This window comes from Kribbella sp. NPDC050124, assembly GCF_044460355.1.
GTDB lineage: Bacteria > Actinomycetota > Actinomycetes > Propionibacteriales > Kribbellaceae > Kribbella.
Genome location: NZ_JBITJU010000009.1, coordinates 154112 through 171716 on the forward strand (window position 1 = coordinate 154112; position 17605 = coordinate 171716).

The window sequence follows — 17605 nt, forward strand, 5'->3', positions numbered from 1 at the left end:
ACCCCACCCCCCACCTCGTCTACAGCTGATGATTCAGTCACGTTTCGAGCGCCACGCGATCCGGCCGCGGCAGTCAGGTGTAGGCCAGGAGCCTGCCCGCGACCGTGACACCTGACCACGACATCAGCGAGACGACCGCGGCGAACCGGGCGGCGAGGGGCGCCGACCGGCTCATATCCCAGCCCGCCACACCGCGGTAGGTGTGTCGATGGAAGATCAGGATGTTCACCCCGGCAAGCAGGATGAGGCCGAGCTTCCACGGAGCGCTGCCGCGGTCGGCGATGACGCTCGCGCCGGGCAGGAACATCGCCACGCCGGTGACCGCCGCGATCATGAAGCCGACGTGCGACAGCGGGAGGAGCCAGTTGGCCGCGGTCGTCACCCGTAGCGCCTGCCGGCCAAGCCCCAGCAGCCGGAGATCGAAGGACACGGCCGGGCCGACCAAGAGCGCGATGCCGATGATGTGGATGCTCTCGAGGATCGGATACAGGTACGCCGTGCCACGGATCGCCTCGGCGACCGCGCTGTCCTCCAGCCATGCGAACGCATCGCCCATGACGAGCGCCTCACTCCCGGCTCGAACGTGACCGCAGGAAGACGGCCCCACCCGCGAGAACGGCGAGGAGCGCAACGCCGAGCGTGGCCCACACGGCTGCCACCGACGTGCCGGAATCGGCGGCGCCGGCCGGGGCGTCGCCGTCGGGATACGGGACGGGCAGCGGCGTCGCCGGCAGTTCACTGCCGAGCACCTGGTTGACCGGTCGGCCGTTCTCGTACCAGAACGCGACCGGACGGAACTCGTCGTCGTGGCTCTCACCGATGTAGCCGACAAGCTCGATCTGCTCGCCGTCGCGCAGCGGGCGGTCCAGACCCCACGGTCCCGTGAAACTCGGCGGGGCGATGACGACCTCGAGAGCGTCATGGGCGCCGCTGTACGACGGGGCATCGTTGATCGGGCCACTGTCCTCGGGAGCCTGCAACTGCTCAGGCAACCGCAGCTCCGGCGTGTCAGCAGGCAGGTCGTCGTCAAGGGTCACCGTGAAGAAGGAGTGCGGCTCACCCCAGCGGACCTCCGAGACCGTTCCCGCAACGTAGTAGAGGCGGTCGGTGTCGAAGTCGTCCCAGCCGTGATGCGCCTGCGCAGTACCCGGGGAAACCAGAATGAGCAGGGTCGCGGAGACGAGGAACGCGGTCGCCAGCCTGGCACGACGGGCGCCGGCGCGAGTCAGTGCTGCGGTGATCGTCATGAAGCGCATGTGGGTCATTTCTTCCGAGAGGGCATGAGATGGTCGCCATCCAGCACACCTCATCTCGCCGGGCCCAGGGAGTTCCTGTCATGAGGTGTACCGGCAGGGCCACCCTGCGCAGGAGGTCGGGTGCGGGTTTCTCTCGGTGTGAATTCGCTGCAGCCGACGGAGTTGGCGGTACAGGAGCAGGGCGAGCAGCCCCGCTGCCACGGGCATCGCGCCGGGGATCGGGGCGGGTCTGTTGTCGGGCGGTTCGGAGTAGTCGCCGTCGGCGAGGCCGGCCGCGCGTTCGAAGTGGTTGCGGGATCCTGGGAAGAACGCGCTGTCGGCGTAGTACGCGAGCGGAAACGCCAGCGGACCGCCGATGAGGGTTCCCACGGCCCATTGGTCGGTGTGTCGGGACTCGTGCCGCGCCAGCTGCGACTCGTCGGCCCGCGTGTCCGAGATGTTGGGGCCGTACCGGATGTACGGCGCCGCGGGCTCGAGCCGGTCGTCCGCGGATCCATAACCGTGTGCTCCCGGCAGGACGCTCGTACTGTCGTAGCCGGCCGGCATCCACGCGACGAAGGTGGACCCGACGGTGCTGCCCCCGCCGCTGAGGCGCGGCGCTTCCCAGAAGGCCACCGTCAGCGGCGGACCGGCGCATTCGCTCATGCCGGCGCCCCTTGAGGCGAGGAGCCCGAGTCCCGTGGTCGGCGCGTTGACCACCTCTCGTGCGACGCCCCAGATCCGTGGCGGGGAAACGTCCTGCAGCACTGGTTCAGCCTGCACCCGGCCGTCGGGGAATACATGCGCATGGCAACGGACCTGCGGCTCAACCGCGGTGGACACCGTGATCGCGGTACCCACAGCCTGCAGGAGGACGAACGCTCCGACGAGGAACTTCGACCGGGTACGACGACGTCCTGCCGCTGCAGGGCGGCGTACCAAGACCCAGATCAGACCCAACGCACCGAAACACACCACCGCAGAGATCAACCGAATCGCCGCACCTGCACGACGCCAGCTGCCGGACGTCATGGTTGCAACAGCACGATCTTCGCGTCGTCACAGCGCTCGGCCCGGACCTCGCCGGAACCGTAAATCGTCACAGCACGCACGAAGACTCCTCGAAGGACCGAATGCTCATGGCCGAGGTGGCCACGTACCCAAGAGAACCGGGTACGCGGGCGGCTGGGGAGTCACTGATGAGAGGTGTACTCCCAGAGCATCCCTGGCCGAGGGGTGCTCTGCCGGTACACCCATCGTCAGAGACTCCCGCAGACGCGCACGACCGTGAACCCTGGGTGTCATGGCCACGGACGTGAAAGGACCAGTCATGACGTTCGCGACGTCGCTCGCGGTGACGGCCGCGACCACCGGACTGCTCGCCGGATGCACCACCGCAGAGGTCGCCTCGACCCCGTCTCAGGCGACACGCTCCAGTAGCGCACCCGCCGCGACCCCCGCCTCCCCGTCGTCCGCCACCTCTCCGACCGTTCCCGCGCCGAGGCGCAACCTGGCCGGAAGCGTTGTCCGTTTCGCATCCGGCAACACGCAGGTCGACGTCACCATCGACCGGGACACGCCGGCGGCGCGCGACTTCGTGTCCATGCTCCCACTGACCGTGGAGTTCGAGGACTTCAGCAACAGCGAGAAGATCGCGTATCTCCCTCGCCGCCTGAACACCTCCGGCGTGCCGGGATCCGAACCCCGAAACGGCGACTTCAGCTATTACACGCCATGGGGCAACATCATCTTCTACTACAACGCGCACGGCGGCTTTTCCGACCAGGTCGTCCGCCTCGGCACCTACCAGGCCGACCGCGACCAGCTCGACGCCCTCGAAGGCTCCAGCGTCACGATTCAGGTTGCAAGCCCACCTGGGTAGGCCAGGACATCGACAGCTGGGGCATCGACCACGGCAACTGGTCGGTCCTGCTGCACGCCTTCCCGGATGCACCGAGACCTGCCAGGCCCAGGGCAGCCATCAACCCAAGCGTGCCTCGGCCGGCGCCCGCACTCAGCCGGATGTTCCGGACGGCGGGGCGGTGATTACATGGTTGGGTGGAGGACGAGCACGGAGAGCTCCTTGAAGTGGGGAGCGGTTCGGGGCGTGGGCGGCGGAGGGCCGGATGGGTTCTGGTCCTGGTGGCGGGGCTGACTTTCGTTGTTCTCCGGGGGTCGACTGATTCGGATCGTGAGGCGGTGCCTAGGCCCGCTCCGTCCGAGTTGATCAGCACGATCCCGGACGGGCGGTCGGCGCGGGCGTGGCCGACGGCGCCGGGTGCCTGCGGAGCGGACACGCTGCTGCCGATCGTGTCGAGTTCGCCACCCGCTGAGCCCACCGGGCTCGAGGTGCTGCTCGGCGGAGAGCGGCTGCGACTTGTCGACTTCGACAGCGGCCATGCGACGACCTTGCCTGACCCAGCCGTCCATCCAGGCGAGTACGCCGCAGTGCTGGCCGGTGATCCGGTCACGGCGTACGCGACCACCGGGTCCTGCGACGAAACGGCGCCGTACGCGATGCTGCGCATCAGCGTGGATCACCGGGTGAGTGTCATCCGCCCACTCGGTCCCACCGAGTCACCGCTGACCGACGGCAATCGCGTCTGGATCGCTTCGTTCGCCAGCGCCATCGACAACCCCTACGCGACGATCACCTCGGTCGCCGGCGGGCAGCGGGTGCGGCTGCCGCTCGGCTTCTACCCATCCGCAATCGTCGGTGACACGATCGTCGGGATGCTGCAGCCCGATCCATCAATCTCACCGACCTGGCTCGCGCTCGTCGATGCGCGCACCGGTCGGTTGCAGGCCAAGCTCGAACAACATGTGGCGCTGCTCGCGGCCGGCGCCGGCCAGGTCTTCTGGACCAGCGGCTGTCACGACGACGCGTCACCGTGCACGCTCCGCCGCCAGTCGATCGCCGGCGGGCAGACCGTCGGATCTCCCCTTCCGGGCCCCGGCTGCTGCGGTGTCGTCAGCCCTGACGGCACGAGGGTCGCCTTCCTGGTCGAACGAGCAGCGACAGACCCACGGTTCGACGACCATCCGCTCCCGCCCATGGACATCGCGATCATGCAGCTCGACACCGGCCGGCTGGACCTCGTGCCCGGGATCGAGTTGCCCGCCAAGTCCCAACCCGCGCTGGCATTCGCCGACCGTGGAGACTGGTTGGTGATCGCCCTCAACGCGGGATCGCGCACCCGGCTGCTCGCCGCGCGGCCCGGACTGCGGCAGCCGTACGAGACGACCGCACTGCCGGGCCTCGTCCACCACCCGCCGACACTGGTTGTCACCAGCCACTGACCTCGTTGCCGCTAGCAGCCAGAGGGACGACGCGGCTCAGGGTGATGGGGGCGCGACCTCGAAGTGGGCGACGGTGGTTTCGCGGTCGAGGAGGTAGTCGTCGTCTTCCGGGTAGTACTTGGCGTGGTCGATGTCGTCGCCGGCGAAGGCGCGGATGTGGTCGAGGTCGATCCACCAGCTCAGGGTGATGATCTCGGTCCGGCCGTCGCCGAGATCGCGGGTGAGCAGCTGGGCGCCCTCGTTTCCCGGAGTACGGCGATAGCCCGCCATCCCGGTGCGCTCCACGATCTCGACGTACTCGGCCGCCTTCTCGGTCCGTACCCAGCCCCGCCACATCCGCGGCCGGGAACGGCTGCTCGCCGCACGTCTCGATCTCGGGGAGGCGGCACTCGTCGTTGCCGAACTCGAGGGGATGGTCGCCGAGGAGCCATTGCGGGAGGAGCGGTGGCGGCTGCTCGCACTCGGTTTGTATCGCGCCCATCGGCAGGCCGACGCGCTGGCCGCACTGCGGCGTGCCCGCGAGACCCTGGCCGACGAGCTCGGCGTCGACCCCGGTCCGGCGTTGCGCGAACTGGAGGCGCAGGTACTCGCGCAGTCGCCCGAACTGGTTCCCGCGAAGCAACCCGGGAGCCGGACCACGGCCCCGCAGAGCCCGCGCGGCGGAGCGCACCCTCCGCCGCGCACGTGCCAGCGCCTCGTCCAAGGCGTGGAGGTCAACAGTTTCGGGTCGCGGTGGTGGCGGTGGCGGATTGTCCGTTCAGCTGCCAGGTGACGCTCCCGCCTGCTTTGAGTGTGACTGGTGCTCGGTGGAGCTGGGTGCCGGCATCGAAGAGGACCGGCTGGCCGCGGTCGGACGGTGCCGGGCTGATCCGGTTGCTGGTCCCGACCGGTACGGGCACCCCGAAGCTGTTCGGGTTGCTGTAGCCGAAGTACGCCGTGTCGGTTCTACCGGGATGGCGCACCACGCAGACATCCCGGGATGTCACCGGGGTGAAGACCGTCTCGGATGCGCCGGCGGGTTGCAGTGCCGTGTCGTCGACGTACAGATCGTCTGCGCCACCCGTCGTACTGATCCACCACTCCGCTCGATCGAGGGTTCCGCTCCAGTTCACGGTGACGTCGTTCGCCTTCACCTCACGCCACTGCGACGACGTGATGGGGCCTTCGGCAAGTGGAACGGTGGTGCTGGTGCCGTCCGTGAACCACAGTTTGACCTTGATGAGCGCCGTGGTGTCCGGTGCCCCGTCGGCCAGCCGGAGCCAGGCCGACGTCTTGTAGCGGGCACCGCTGGTCAGGTTCAGCACGCCCTGCGCCGGACCGGTCCACGCATGCGTCCGATTGGTGATCCGCAGCGCGCCGGATCCGCTGTGTACCGGCGAGCCCACCGGGCTTGCCGTACAGGGCGAGAAGCAGTACCAGCCCGTCCCGGCGTCCTCGACAGCTCCGTTCGTCAGCAAGTCGAAGCCGGGTGGCGGCGCGGATCGGGCACCAAAGGTGACATCGTCGACCAGGAGGTCGGCCTTGCTGGTACCACTCCGGGTGCTGATCCACAGTTCTGCCGACAGGAACGACCCAGTGAACGTGACCGGCGCGTTCGAGGCGCTGAGCTGCGTCCAGGCAGTATCCGTGACGGCGGCCGATCCCAGCCGGAACGTCGTGCTTCCGGTCGACGAGGTCACCTTGAGGGCCAGGTCGGCAGTGTCGGTGCCGGGGTTCTTCATGCGTACCCAGGCCGACGCGTTGTAACGGCCGTTGTTCGCGACGTTCACCCGCTGTGCCGCGCCCGCCCAGGTCTCCCCGCGTCCGGTGACCGCGAGTGCGCCCGCACCGCCATGGGTGGGGCTGCCGGCCAGCGCCAGCGTGCAAGGTCCGAGGCAGTACCAACCCGTCGTACTGCCCTGCTCCAGGTCGGCGTTGGTCAGCGCGTTGGGACTGCCCGGCAGTCTGGGTTGGATGTACGGCGGAGCCGGCGGCGCCGACGGCGTGCCGGTCGTCTCGGTCAGTGTGACGTCGTCGACCGTGCAGGTCGGTGCCCCGGAGACCCCTGGGTTCTGCCATACGAACACCTGGGTCCACGTTGTACCCGTCGGCGGTGTGAAGGTGGCGACCTGTTGCTGGTAGCTTGTCTGGTCGCGGAAGTTGAGGGTGTACTGGAAACTCGTCTGGCCAGGGCTCGGACCACCACGGACGCCGACGTAGCACTGGTTGCCGGGGGCACTCGATTTCGCCCAGGCACTGAGCGTGTAGTTCGTGCCGGCCTCGAGGTCGATGACATCCTGGGTCACTCCCCCGCCGGCGGCGCCGCCGACCTGCAACGCTCCGGACCCGCTGTGCGCGTAACTGCCGGTCTTCGGTGCGCCACCGAGCGGTTGCCAGCCGGCCGTGCCGGAATCGAAGCCGCCGCCTCGGATCGTGCTTGAGATCTCATCGCGGGGCGAGGTGGGGATGCCGTCCGCGACGATCGTGACGGTCTTTCCGCCGTTGGTCGGCATCGCGACCCGCTGCTGCTTCGTGACGCCGTTCACCGTGACCGTTACCAGGTAGTCACCGAGGAAGCCGCGTGCAGTGTAGGAGCCGGCCGCGTTGGTCGTTCCCTGTGCGTTCGTCCACCACTGCCGGTAGATCAGGTCCCGCCACACCTGAGCATTCGGCTTCGCTGACCAGTCCGTTCGGTAGAGCGCCGCCATCGGGTGCCAGATGTTGGCCTGCCACAGCCCGAACGTGCTCACCGCATCGACCTTCGGGTGGCTGAACATCGTCGTCAGGAAGTCGCGGGTGTAGTCGGCCTGCAGTTGCTCGTCGACAGACGTCGTACTGCGGCCCGCGACATCGAACTCGGTGATCTCGATCGGCAGGCCGAGCGCGGAGTACCGATCCAGGATCGGAAGCAGATCCTCCGGCGGCGTCGGCTGCAGATCGGTGAAATGGCCCTGGATGCCGAGCGCGTCGATCGGAGCGCCCTGTGCCCTCAGTGAGGACACCAGGTTGTACAGGTAGTCCTGCTTGCGCTTGGTCCAGCCGTTCTTCTCGAGGATGTCGTACTCGTTCAGCAGTAGCCGGGCTTTCGGGTCGGCCTGCCTGGCCAGCCGGAACCAGCGGGCGATCTCGTGCTGCCCGAGAATGTCGGTCACGTTGTGCTCGGAGTACGGCTCGTTGACCACGTCCCACGCGTCGATCCGGCCCTTCAGCGACGACACCTCGTCCGTGATGTGATCGTCGATCCGCTTCCGCAGCGCGGCGGGATCGCCGGCCAACTGCTGGACGTCGGGCGGCATCAGACCCCACGAACCCCACACGAGTGTGTGGCCGTGCACGTCCTTGCCCCGATCCCGCAGCCAGTCGAGCGCCGGCAGGGTGTACTGCGTGCGGTGCGCCTGGTTCTCCCAGTAGTTCCATTTCAGGTCGTTGCCGAACGTGACCTGGTTGACGTCCGCACTGACCTTCGTCCGGTGTGTCCGTCCGTCCTGGGTGTCGGTGCCCAGCGTCTGCGCCGAGGCCGCCGTACCGAAGTTGAACGCGTGCTTCTGCAGGTCCGCACGGACCGTGGCTTTCGGAACCGGCTTGCCCGACGCGTCGACGACCTTGACCCGGAGATCACCCTTGCGGTACTTGTCGATTCGGGTTTCCGCGGCTGTTCGCCACCCGGCGTCCGCCTCCCGGCCTCGGTAGGTCACCGACGGGAACCCGGCCGGATTGCCCGGTCCGTGGTTGAGCACCGACACGTTCGCGATCTCGAGGACCTGCGGGCCGTAGCCGAGCCACAACGAGATCTGTGCCTCGCCCGCGGCCTGGCTGCCGACGACCCGGAAGGGGAACTCGAAGCGCTGCCAGGCGCGACTGAGCTTCAGCGCCGCGACCGCGGACTTCGGGCTACCGCCGTTGCGCTGGAACACGAAGGTGGCCTCACCGGTGTCGGCGTCGGCGGACCGGGCCCAGAACGTCGCGACCACGGCATCGTCGGCCTGCACCGCCGTACCCGTCGGTGCCGCGAGGCCGATCTCGTACTCCCCGTCGAGTCCGGCGCTGCGAGGGCTGCCGGGCACCGTGATCCGCAGCGCGCGGTCGATCGTAGAGTTCCCGGCCACGGGAACGATCTGCGTGGTGGGCGGTGGATCCCCCTTGGGAATCGAGAAGGCGGCCAGCGAGTCGGCCGGCATCACTTCGACCGGTCCTTCCGCGCTCGCGGGCACGGCCAGCGCAGGAAGACCGGCAACGATCAGTGCGAGTGCCGCAACAGCGGTGCTTATCCGGCGTCGTAACGTCACTTGTCAGCTCCCAGAATCTTCAGCGGGGCCAGTACGACGGACAGCCTGGCCTGCGGGGCGGCGTACGGCGGGGAGAAGCAAGCCCCCACGCCGCACACCGTGCCCGGCACGAGCGCGACCGTCGACCAACCACTGGTCGTCCAGAGCGTCTCGGCGATCCGTCGCCGCAGATCGAAGTCGAAGTCGTACGCGCCGTACCCAGCCACCGCGGTGAATCCCCTGTCGTCGAGTCTCGGCGCCTAGCGGACGGCGCCGACTTCCTTCAGCCGGCTCTGGGCGTTCTGCGTCCAGGCGTCGAGTCCGGTCTTCTTGACGCTGGCGACGTAGTCACCCCAACCCGACAACGGCTGCGTGCCACTGGCGAACTTGAACGCCCCCTCGTTGATGACCCTGGTCAGGTCCGCACCGCTCTCCACCGGCGGCGGTGGCAGCGCCGAGAAGCTGGTGACGTCCTTCTTCGGGTACTTCGACATCGTGTCGAGCCACTCGTTCGCGGACCAGGACGAACCATCCCCCTGGGTCGTGGAGGCGCCGCCGTACCGGCTCTTGAGCTCTTCCGTCGTGCCCTTGATGCCCACGGCAACGAGCTGCAGGTTGCTGGCGTAGTCGGTGTTGGCGTTGTTCAGGCGAATCTGTCCGCCGGCCTCCTTGACGTGCCCCTTGGTCTTGCCCTCCTCACCGAACACGGTCGGGATGTAGCCGGGGCCGGCCATCCATTCGAGGACCTTGGCGATGTTCTCGCCCTTGCCGGCGTCGATGGCCTGCTGGGAGATGCCGAGCATCATGCCCGCCGCCGAGTAGGTCCCCGAGCCGCTCGCGCCACCAGGTCCGGTCGGCGGATCGAGGATCTCTACGACCCCCTTGGGGTTTCCCTTGATGAACAGCGAGTAGTTGCCGGCGCAGAGTGCGGCGCACCAGTCGTTCTGCATCAGGCCGACCTTGCCGGACTGGTACTTGATCGCGGTGTCCTCCGGCTTCTGGGCCTTCCAGTCCGGGTCGATGACGCCCGCCTTGTTCATCTTGTCGATGAACGCCAGCGCGTCGCGGTACTTGTCGGACGTCCCGACGAACTCGACCGAGTCACCGCTCTGCTGCCACAGCCCGAGCGCGTCGAAGGCACCGAAGATCGGGTCGAAGCCGAACAGGCTGCCGTCCGCCTTGATCGCCCCGGTCCAGCCGTACGTGTCCTTCTTGCCGTTACCGTCCGGGTCGCGTTCGGTGAAGGCCTTCATCACCTCGAAGTACTGATCAAGCGTCTTGGGCTCGCTGAGGTTGAGCTTCTGCAGCCAGTCCTTGCGGATGACAACGACGGGCTTGTACGGATACCCGGTGCGGCCCGTGAGTCCGGTCAGCTTGCCGTCGAAGGTACCGACCGGCTTGAACCGGTCGACCTCGTGCTCCTTGACCCAGGTCGGCATCTTGTCGAGCAACGGCGTCCAGTCACCAGCCAGACCCTGGGAACTCAACTGACTTTGCGTCGTAGCGTCGGAGTAGTACAGATCCGGGAGATCGTTCGCCGCCGCCCGGGCCTGCAGTTTCGGCGTGTACTGGCTGCCTTCGGTCACGAAGTTCAGCTTCACGTCGACGCCGGTCGCATCCTTGACGAGCTTCTTCCAGAAGTAGTCCTCGCCAGGCGGTCCGGCGACCGGGGTCGCCACCGACGCGAAAAGCTCGATGGTCGACGAGTCGGTGTCGCCGGAATCGCCCGAACTGCCGCCCCCGCTGCAGGCCGAAACCAGGAGGACGGTCGCCACCGCGCCGGCGGCAACGAACTTGGGTGAGCGCATGATGTGGGTCTCCTTTGAACTAATCCTTGACCGATCCGAGCAGCACGCCGGCGGTGAAGTAGCGCTGCAGGAACGGATAGACCAGCAGAACCGGGATGGTCGTGATGACGACCGCCGCCATCTGCAACGACTGCTGCGGTGGCGTGTCCGCCGCGGTCACGTCGACGTACGCCGAGAGGTTGCCCGAGGTCAGAATCGAGCGAAGTACCACTTGCAACGGTTGCTTGTCCGCGTCGTTCATGTAGAGCACCGCGTCGAAGAAGCTGTTCCACTCGGCGACGGCGTAGAACAGGCCGATCGTCGCGATGATCGGCTTGGACAGGGGCAGCACGATCCGCCACAGGATCTGCCACTCCGAGGCCCCGTCGATCCGCGCGGCCTCCTCGATCTCGTCCGGCAGCGACTGGAAGAACGCCTTCATCACCAGCAGATTGAAGGCACTGACCAGGTTGGGCAGCATCAACGACCAGTAACTGTCCAGCAGGTTCAGGTCCCGGACGATCAAGTACGTCGGGATGAGGCCGCCGTTGAACAGCATCGTGAACAGGACGATCAGCAAGATCGGCCGTCGTAGCTTGAACCGCTTCCGGGCCAGCGGATAAGCCATCAGGGTCGTGACGGCCAGGCTCAGCGCCGTACCGACCACTGTGACGTAGAGGCTGACGCCCATGGCGCGGAACAAGCGGCCGTTCTCGAGCAGCTGCTGATACGCCGCAAACGTGATGTTGGTGGGGAACAACGATCCGTTGGTCCGGGCCCACAGCTCGGTCGGCGTCACCGAGATGACCAGCACGTACCACAGCGGCGCCAACGTCACGAGCGTGACCAGACCCAGCACCGTCCAGACGCCGACGTCCCACAGCCTGCCGTCGCGCACCCTCTTGACGCCCACGGGCTTGACGACTGCCTCGACACGTTCCTGCAATTGGGTAGCCATCGTCCTCACCACAGTCCCGAGTTCGCCCAGCGCTTTGCGGCCCAGTTGGCGGCCAGCAACAACACACAACCCACGAGCCCCTTGAAGAGCCCGACCGCCGCCGCGACCGAGTACTGGAATCCCTGGATGCCCTGCCGGTAAACCCAGGTGTCGATGATGTCGCCGACCGAGTAGACCGACGGGTTGTAGAACACGAAGATCTGCTCGAAGCCCGCGCTCAGCAACTGCCCGATGTTCAGCGTCGTCACCAGGACGATGACCGGCAGGATTCCCGGCAGCGACACGTGCCAGACGCGCCGGAACCGCGACGCCTGGTCGACCGCGGCAGCCTCGTACAGCGTCGGCGAGATCGCCGCCAGGGCGGCGAGATAGACGATGGCGTTCCAGCCGATGTTCTTCCACACGTCGGAGCCGACCAGCACGCTGCGGAACCACGTCGGGTCGGAGAGGAACTCGATCGGGCTGACGCCGAACGCCTCCAGCCCCTTGTTGGCCAGGCCGCTCGACGGCGACAGCACGACCAGCGCGATACCGAACACCACGATCCACGAGAGGAAGTGCGGGAGGTAGGTGATCGTCTGCACGGCCCGCTTGAACCACCGGACCCGGACCTCGTGCAGCAACAGCGCGAGCGCGACGGCGGCCGGCGTACCGACGATGATCTTGTAGAGGCTGATCAGGACCGTGTTCGCGAGGATGTTGCCGAAGTACGGACTGCCGAAGATCTGCTCGAAGTTGCGCCAGCCCACCCAGGGACTTCCGGTGATGCCGTCCAGCACCCGGTAGTTCTTGAACGCGATGATCGCGCCGTACATCGGTGCGTAGCGGAACACGCAGAAGTACAACAGCCCTGGAACGACCATCAGGTACAGCAGGTAGTCCGAGCGCAGGTGCCGGAGCAAACTCTTCCACGGCCCCGGCCGGGTGGCCGGTAACGCGGCGTTCGGCGCAGCCAAGCGAGCCTCCCGAATGAGATCGAACGACCGCGGCCGCGATCGGAGAAACGATTCTCCGGCATCCTGCACGCAGCCCCAAGAGCTGTCAAGGGGTCAGCTGGTCAGCCGGCGCGCGGCGGGCACGTGGTGCTCCGCGGCACGATGACGGGCGCAGGAGACTGCAGGAGCTCCTGGCGCGGCTCCGCGTCACCGAGCTGGTCGATCAGGAGCCGGACCGCTCGCCGGCCGAGCTCCTCCAGCGGCAGGGACACCGTCGTCAGCGGCGGACTCGAGTACTGCGCCGGCCAGGCGTCATGGTGACCGACCAGCGACATGTCCTCGGGAACCCGAAGCCCGGCATCCCGGAGGGCGGAGAGCGCGCCGATCGCCGACAGGAGCGTCCCGACGACCACCGCGGTCGGACGCGTCTTCTGCGCGAGCAGCTTCATCATTCCGGCGTACCCGGTCTCCGGCTTGCTGCCCCCGTCCGCGACCAGGTCCGGCCTGGCGGGCACGCCGGCGGCATCCATGGCCTCGCGCCACCCCTCCAACCGATCGCGGGACCGATTGGTGCCGCCGCCGACGGCGAGGTGCGCAACCGCCCGGTGCGCGAGCGCCAGGAGGTGTTCGGTCGCGAGCGCCGAGGCCTGCCGGTCGTCGAGCGCCACGCCCGCGAGCGGCGCGGCCACCCGTTCGTTCACGATGACGAACGGCAGCCCCAGAGCGCGAAGGTTCTCGATCACCACCTCATCGGCAGGTACGCCGTCGCGCTGGAGCAGGAGTCCGTCGATCGCCCCGCCACGCACGAAGCGCTGGAAGCCGGCCGGATCCGCGGCGAGCGCGTCGACCTCGACGGTCACCAGCAGGAAGTCGGACTGTCGCGCCTCCGCCTCGGCGCCGCTCAGGATCTGCGCGTAGACCGGACTGGTGAGGTGCGGAAGGGCCACGCCCAGCGCACCGGCGCGCGCACCTCGCAGCGCCCGCGCCGCCCGGTTCGGGGTGTAGTCGAGAGCCCGTACGGCGGCCTCCACCCGGTCCCTGGTCTCCGGACGCAGCCGGAGGGTCGGGTCGTTGTTGAGCAGCCGGGACACGATCGACGGGGCGACCCCCGCGCGTGTCGCCACATCCTTGATGGTCGCCATCACCGCTCCTCGCCCCGGGTGTGAGATCGGGATTCTAGCGATCGATGCACTTGACACCCCGATGCGCTGCCGACAACGATTAGGAAATCGTTTCTCCAGAGTATGTGAACGGAACCCGCGTGAACAGACTTACCGGCAAGAGCTGTGTCGTCACCGGTGGCGGCGCCGGCATCGGTGCGGCGATCGCTGCCCGGCTGGCCGCCGAGGGTGCTCAGGTCGCCGTCGGGGACGTCGACGGCGACGCCGCCGACCGCGTCGCACGACGGCTCCGCGAGCAGGGATCCGATGCGTTCGCCGGTCAGGTCGACGTCTCCGCGACCGCCCAGGTCGAGGAGTTCGTGAACGACGCGGCCGCCCGCTTCGGCCGGCTGACCACGATCGTGAACAACGCCGGGGTCGCCGTTCCCGGCAGCGTCGAGGACATCTCCGAGGACGACTGGGACCGCGTGCTGGCGGTCAATCTGAAGGGCGTCTGGGCCGGCATGCGGTACGCCGTACCGCACCTGCGAGCTGCGGGCGGTGGCGCGATCGTCAACATGGCGAGCGCCCAGGCGCTGGTCGGATTTCCCGGCTGGGCCGGCTACGCAGCCACGAAGGGCGCGATCGTCGCGTTGACCCAGCAGGCGGCTGTCGAGTACGGCCCGGAGAAGATCAGGGTCAACTGCCTGGCACCGGGCACGATCATGACGCCGATGAACGAGCAGATCTTCCGCACCGCCCCGGATCCGCAAGCGCTGATCGAGGACTGGAACTCGGCCCACGCCCTCCATCGTTTCGGTGAGTCCGACGAAGTCGCGAGCGCGGCGGCGTTCCTCGTCTCCGACGATTCGTCGTTCGTCACCGGGACCTGCTTGCGTGTCGACGGTGGCCTGAGCATCCTCGGTCCGTCCGGGCGGGCCAACTGATGGCACTGAGCATCCTGTGCTGGGACCATCCGCGCTGCGTCAATCCCGTCCGCGCGGCCGCCGCTGCCTGGGAACGACAGCACGGCACGAGGATCACCGTCACAGCGCGCCCGTTGGCCGCCTTCAACGACCAGCCGATCAGCGACATCGCCCGCGCCGCGGACCTGCTGTTCATCGATCACCCGATGGTGGGCAGCGTCGCCCAAGAGGCCGCGCTCATCCCCCTCGACCGGCTGCTCGACGCATCGGTTGTGGAGGCATTGCGTGCGGACTCGATCGGCGGCAGCCACGACTCGTACTGCTGGGACGGGAGCCAATGGGCTATCGCTGTCGATGCCGCGTGTCAGGTCGCGGTCGTCGATGACAGCCGGCTCGACGACCGCGACGTACCTCGTGGATGGGACGACGTTCTGACCCTGGCCCGCGGGGTCCCGGGCTCGGTGGCGCTTCCGCTCTATCCCTCGGACGCGATCCTGTCGCTGCTGTCGATCTCGGCAGACCTGCGCTCAACCGACGAAATGTGGGCCGAGGAAGCCGTCGATGTCCTGGTGGAACTCGTTCAATTGGTGGACCCGCGCTCGTTCCAGCTCAACCCGCCTGGCCTCCTGGACCTGATGTCCTCGACGTCCGCCGACGTACCCGTGTATGCACCTCTGCTCTTCGGCTACACCAACTACCAGCGCCCGGATGTACGCGGCCGCCGGCTGCGGTTCTGCCAACCGCCGTCCGCAGGCGAACGCCCCTCGGCCGTGCTCGGCGGCGCAGGGCTCGCGGTCAGCGGGTCGAGCGAGCACGCCGACGAAGCCGCTGCCTTCGCCGCGTGGATGGCGGGCGCCGACGTCCAGCAGACGGTTGTGCTGGGCAACGACGGCCAGCCGGCCAGTCGATCGGTCTGGCTCGATCCGGCCGCCGACGAGGTGGTCGGCGGGTTCTTCTCCGGGACCCGCGCGACCATCGAATCGTCGTACCTCCGCCCCCGCTTCCCCTGGTGGCCCGCCTACCAGGAGGCCGCCGGCCTCCGGCTCGCCGAGGCGCTGCGCCGAGGCGACAAGGCCGCCACGATTCACGCCGACTTGATTCACGCCTTGGACAAGGCCCGCGACAAGGAGCACACATGACGCCGGACCGCCAGCCGACGCCCAGCGCACTCGAGGGTATTCGCGTCCTCGACTTCACCCAGATGATGCTCGGACCGTTCGCAACCCAACTGCTCGGCGACCTCGGCGCCGACGTCATCAAGGTCGAGCGACCGGGAACCGGTGAGTGGGAACGTGGACTCACCTACGCCGGCGAGCTGCTCGGCGGAGACTCCGCGGCGTTCCTCGCCATGAACCGCAACAAGCGGTCGGTGGCCCTCGACCTGAAGCTGCCGGCCGCGCGCGACGCCCTGCTGCGCCTGGCCGCCACCTGTGACGTCGTCGTCGAGAACTTTCGCCCCGGTGTGATGGATCGGCTCGGTCTGGGGTACGACGACTTCCGCGCGGTCCGCGACGACATCATCTACTGCTCCGGATCAGGCTGGGGCCAGGACACGAAGTACGCCCGGGAGAACCGGCCGGGCCAGGACCTGTTGATCCAAGCCGCCACCGGCCTCGCCTTCAACACCGGAACGGCCGGCGACCCCCCGACTGCGGCCGGCACGTCGATCTGCGACGCAACCGGTGCGCTCACCCTGGCGAACGGCATCCTTGCCGCGCTGCTCGCCCGTGAACGCTTCGGCATCGGCCAGCGCGTCGAGGTCGACCTCTACCACGCCACCCTGGCGATCCTCACCCAAGAGATCTCCGCGATGGTCAACCACGACGCCGAGTTCTACCGCTCCGAGGCCGGCATCGCCCAGCCCTGGCTCGAAGCCCCCTTCGGCATCTACCGCACCATCGACGGCTGGCTGGCTGTCGCCATGGGGCCGATGGACGTCATAGCAGGTGTGCTCGCTGATCCGGCGCTGGCTGAGCTCGATCCTTGGCTGGATCGGGATACCGCGAAGCGACGCATCGACGAGCTCGCGGCCGAGCGCAAAACAACGGAGTTGCTCGATGCCCTCCTGGATGCCGGCTTCTGGGCGGCACCGGTACGGACGATGCGAGAGGCCTACGAGGAACTCGCCGCCGACGGATCGTCGCTGCTCGTGGACGTGATGCATGCCTCCGGCACACCACTGCAGCTGATTGGTTGCCCGATCACCCTTTCCGAGACACCGTGGCGCCAACGGTTGCGTCCCCCGGCCGTCGGCGAGCACAACGACGAGATCCTGGCCGAGGTCCTGAGCGCCGACGAACTGCACGCGCTCCGCGCGGCGAGTGCGTCATGAGGCTGCACGATCACCTCGTGGAGGAGCGTGACGGTGCGGTCGTCGTACTGCGCATCGACCGCGAGGAAGCGCTTGGCGCCTTGTCGCGAAGCCTGGTCGAGACGCTGGGCGAACACCTCGACCGGCTGCACGGCGATCCCGGGATCCGGGTCCTCGTCCTGACCGGGACCGGCCGCGGGTTCGTCGCCGGGGCCGACATCGGCGAGTACGACCGCGTCACGCCGGCGGCGTTCGACGAGTACCAGCGGCTGAGTCGACGTACCTTCTCCGCACTGGAACGGCTCCCCCAGTTCACGATCGCCGCGGTCAACGGCTACGCCCTCGGCGGCGGCATGGAACTTGCGTTGTGTTGCGACCTGATCATGGCTTCGGAGCGAGCCAAGTTCGGGCTGCCGGAGGTGAAACTCGGTCTCATTCCTGGAGGCGGAGGCACGCAGCGCCTGGCCCGCGCCGCGGGCATCCGGTTCGCCAAGGAAGCCACCGTCACTGGCCGGTTCTATCGCCCCGAGCAGCTTCGGGGGCGTGGAGTCGTGTCGGCTGTCTGTCCTCCGGAGGAGTTGATGCCGACCGTCATGCGGCTCGCCCAGACGATCGCCGCGAATGCGCCACTGGCCGTGCGCGCGGCCAAGCGGATCGTCGATCTGGGCGCCGACGTACCACTCGAGGTCGGTCTCGGCCTGGAGCAGCAGGCTCTCTCCGACCTCTACCGCAGCCGCGACGCCGCCGAAGGCATCGCGGCCTTCATCGAAAAGCGCGACCCGAAGTTCACCGGCGACTAACGGGACCGC

17 protein-coding genes are annotated in these 17605 nt (G+C 67.9%); 7 read left to right on the plus strand and 10 right to left on the minus strand.

Annotated elements, in window-relative coordinates; translation table 11 throughout:
- Positions 1–73: 73 nt before the first annotated feature.
- From ACIBL3_RS22175 to ACIBL3_RS22185, 3 genes are all read right to left on the minus strand, one after another.
- On the minus strand, positions 74–556 hold the full coding sequence (locus ACIBL3_RS22175) for a hypothetical protein (protein ID WP_396355403.1): 483 nt from the start codon (positions 554–556) through the stop codon (positions 74–76).
- 10 nt (positions 557–566) lie between these two features.
- A complete protein-coding gene (locus ACIBL3_RS22180; RefSeq protein WP_396355404.1) occupies positions 567–1247 on the minus strand; it encodes a DUF6152 family protein in 681 nt (226 codons plus the stop codon).
- A gap of 87 nt (positions 1248–1334) precedes the next feature.
- Positions 1335–2003, minus strand: coding sequence for a hypothetical protein (locus ACIBL3_RS22185; RefSeq protein WP_396355405.1), 669 nt, complete (start codon positions 2001–2003; stop codon positions 1335–1337).
- Between the two features lie 562 nt (positions 2004–2565).
- Here ACIBL3_RS22185 and ACIBL3_RS22190 point away from each other — a divergent pair.
- The gene (locus tag ACIBL3_RS22190) at positions 2566–3117 is read left to right on the plus strand and encodes a cyclophilin-like fold protein (protein WP_396355406.1); all 552 of its coding nucleotides are present in this window, start codon (positions 2566–2568) and stop codon (positions 3115–3117) included.
- A gap of 317 nt (positions 3118–3434) precedes the next feature.
- The gene (locus ACIBL3_RS22195) at positions 3435–4535 is read left to right on the plus strand and encodes a hypothetical protein (protein WP_396355407.1); all 1101 of its coding nucleotides are present in this window, start codon (positions 3435–3437) and stop codon (positions 4533–4535) included.
- Between the two features lie 36 nt (positions 4536–4571).
- Here ACIBL3_RS22195 and ACIBL3_RS22200 read toward each other — a convergent pair whose 3' ends face one another.
- Positions 4572–4820 (minus strand): hypothetical protein, encoded by a 249-nt coding sequence (locus ACIBL3_RS22200; protein WP_396355408.1) that lies wholly within the window; start codon positions 4818–4820, stop codon positions 4572–4574.
- Between ACIBL3_RS22200 and ACIBL3_RS22205 the strand changes: the two genes are divergently transcribed.
- Positions 4810–5307, plus strand: a complete 498-nt coding sequence (locus ACIBL3_RS22205; RefSeq protein ID WP_396355409.1) for a BTAD domain-containing putative transcriptional regulator — start codon at positions 4810–4812, stop codon at positions 5305–5307. The two genes, ACIBL3_RS22200 and ACIBL3_RS22205, sit on opposite strands and share 11 nt — an antisense overlap.
- On the opposite strand, the gene ACIBL3_RS22210 is transcribed toward ACIBL3_RS22205, so the two are convergent.
- The 6 genes from ACIBL3_RS22210 to ACIBL3_RS22235 all read right to left on the minus strand — a co-directional run bounded on the left by ACIBL3_RS22210 (position 5249) and on the right by ACIBL3_RS22235 (position 13601).
- Positions 5249–8800: an endo-1,4-beta-xylanase gene (locus tag ACIBL3_RS22210; RefSeq protein ID WP_396355410.1), complete on the minus strand. Its 3552-nt coding sequence runs from the start codon at positions 8798–8800 to the stop codon at positions 5249–5251. The two genes, ACIBL3_RS22205 and ACIBL3_RS22210, sit on opposite strands and share 59 nt — an antisense overlap.
- Positions 8797–9006, minus strand: a complete 210-nt coding sequence (locus tag ACIBL3_RS22215; RefSeq protein WP_396355411.1) for a hypothetical protein — start codon at positions 9004–9006, stop codon at positions 8797–8799. Before ACIBL3_RS22215 ends, ACIBL3_RS22210 begins: the two co-directional genes overlap by 4 nt.
- Positions 9007–9039: 33 nt before the next feature.
- Entirely contained in the window at positions 9040–10587 is a 1548-nt protein-coding gene (locus tag ACIBL3_RS22220; protein WP_396355412.1) for an extracellular solute-binding protein, read from the minus strand.
- A gap of 19 nt (positions 10588–10606) precedes the next feature.
- Positions 10607–11524: a carbohydrate ABC transporter permease gene (locus tag ACIBL3_RS22225; RefSeq protein WP_396355413.1), complete on the minus strand. Its 918-nt coding sequence runs from the start codon at positions 11522–11524 to the stop codon at positions 10607–10609.
- A gap of 5 nt (positions 11525–11529) precedes the next feature.
- Positions 11530–12480, minus strand: a complete 951-nt coding sequence (locus tag ACIBL3_RS22230) for an ABC transporter permease (protein WP_396355414.1) — start codon at positions 12478–12480, stop codon at positions 11530–11532.
- A gap of 101 nt (positions 12481–12581) precedes the next feature.
- A complete protein-coding gene (locus ACIBL3_RS22235; RefSeq protein WP_396355415.1) occupies positions 12582–13601 on the minus strand; it encodes a LacI family DNA-binding transcriptional regulator in 1020 nt (339 codons plus the stop codon).
- Between the two features lie 119 nt (positions 13602–13720).
- Between ACIBL3_RS22235 and ACIBL3_RS22240 the strand changes: the two genes are divergently transcribed.
- Genes ACIBL3_RS22240 through ACIBL3_RS22255 form a run of 4 tightly spaced genes read left to right on the plus strand, consistent with a single transcriptional unit; the run spans position 13721 to position 17596 of the window.
- Positions 13721–14506, plus strand: coding sequence for an SDR family NAD(P)-dependent oxidoreductase (locus ACIBL3_RS22240; RefSeq protein ID WP_396355416.1), 786 nt, complete (start codon positions 13721–13723; stop codon positions 14504–14506).
- Positions 14506–15624 (plus strand): extracellular solute-binding protein, encoded by a 1119-nt coding sequence (locus ACIBL3_RS22245; protein ID WP_396355417.1) that lies wholly within the window; start codon positions 14506–14508, stop codon positions 15622–15624. Before ACIBL3_RS22240 ends, ACIBL3_RS22245 begins: the two co-directional genes overlap by 1 nt.
- Positions 15621–16817 carry a CaiB/BaiF CoA transferase family protein gene (locus ACIBL3_RS22250; protein ID WP_396355418.1) on the plus strand — a complete coding sequence of 399 codons (1197 nt, stop codon included), beginning with the start codon at positions 15621–15623 and terminating at the stop codon, positions 16815–16817. Before ACIBL3_RS22245 ends, ACIBL3_RS22250 begins: the two co-directional genes overlap by 4 nt.
- Positions 16814–17596, plus strand: a complete 783-nt coding sequence (locus ACIBL3_RS22255; protein WP_396355419.1) for an enoyl-CoA hydratase/isomerase family protein — start codon at positions 16814–16816, stop codon at positions 17594–17596. The genes ACIBL3_RS22250 and ACIBL3_RS22255 overlap by 4 nt, the downstream gene beginning before the upstream one ends.
- The last annotated feature ends 9 nt before the right edge of the window (positions 17597–17605 follow it).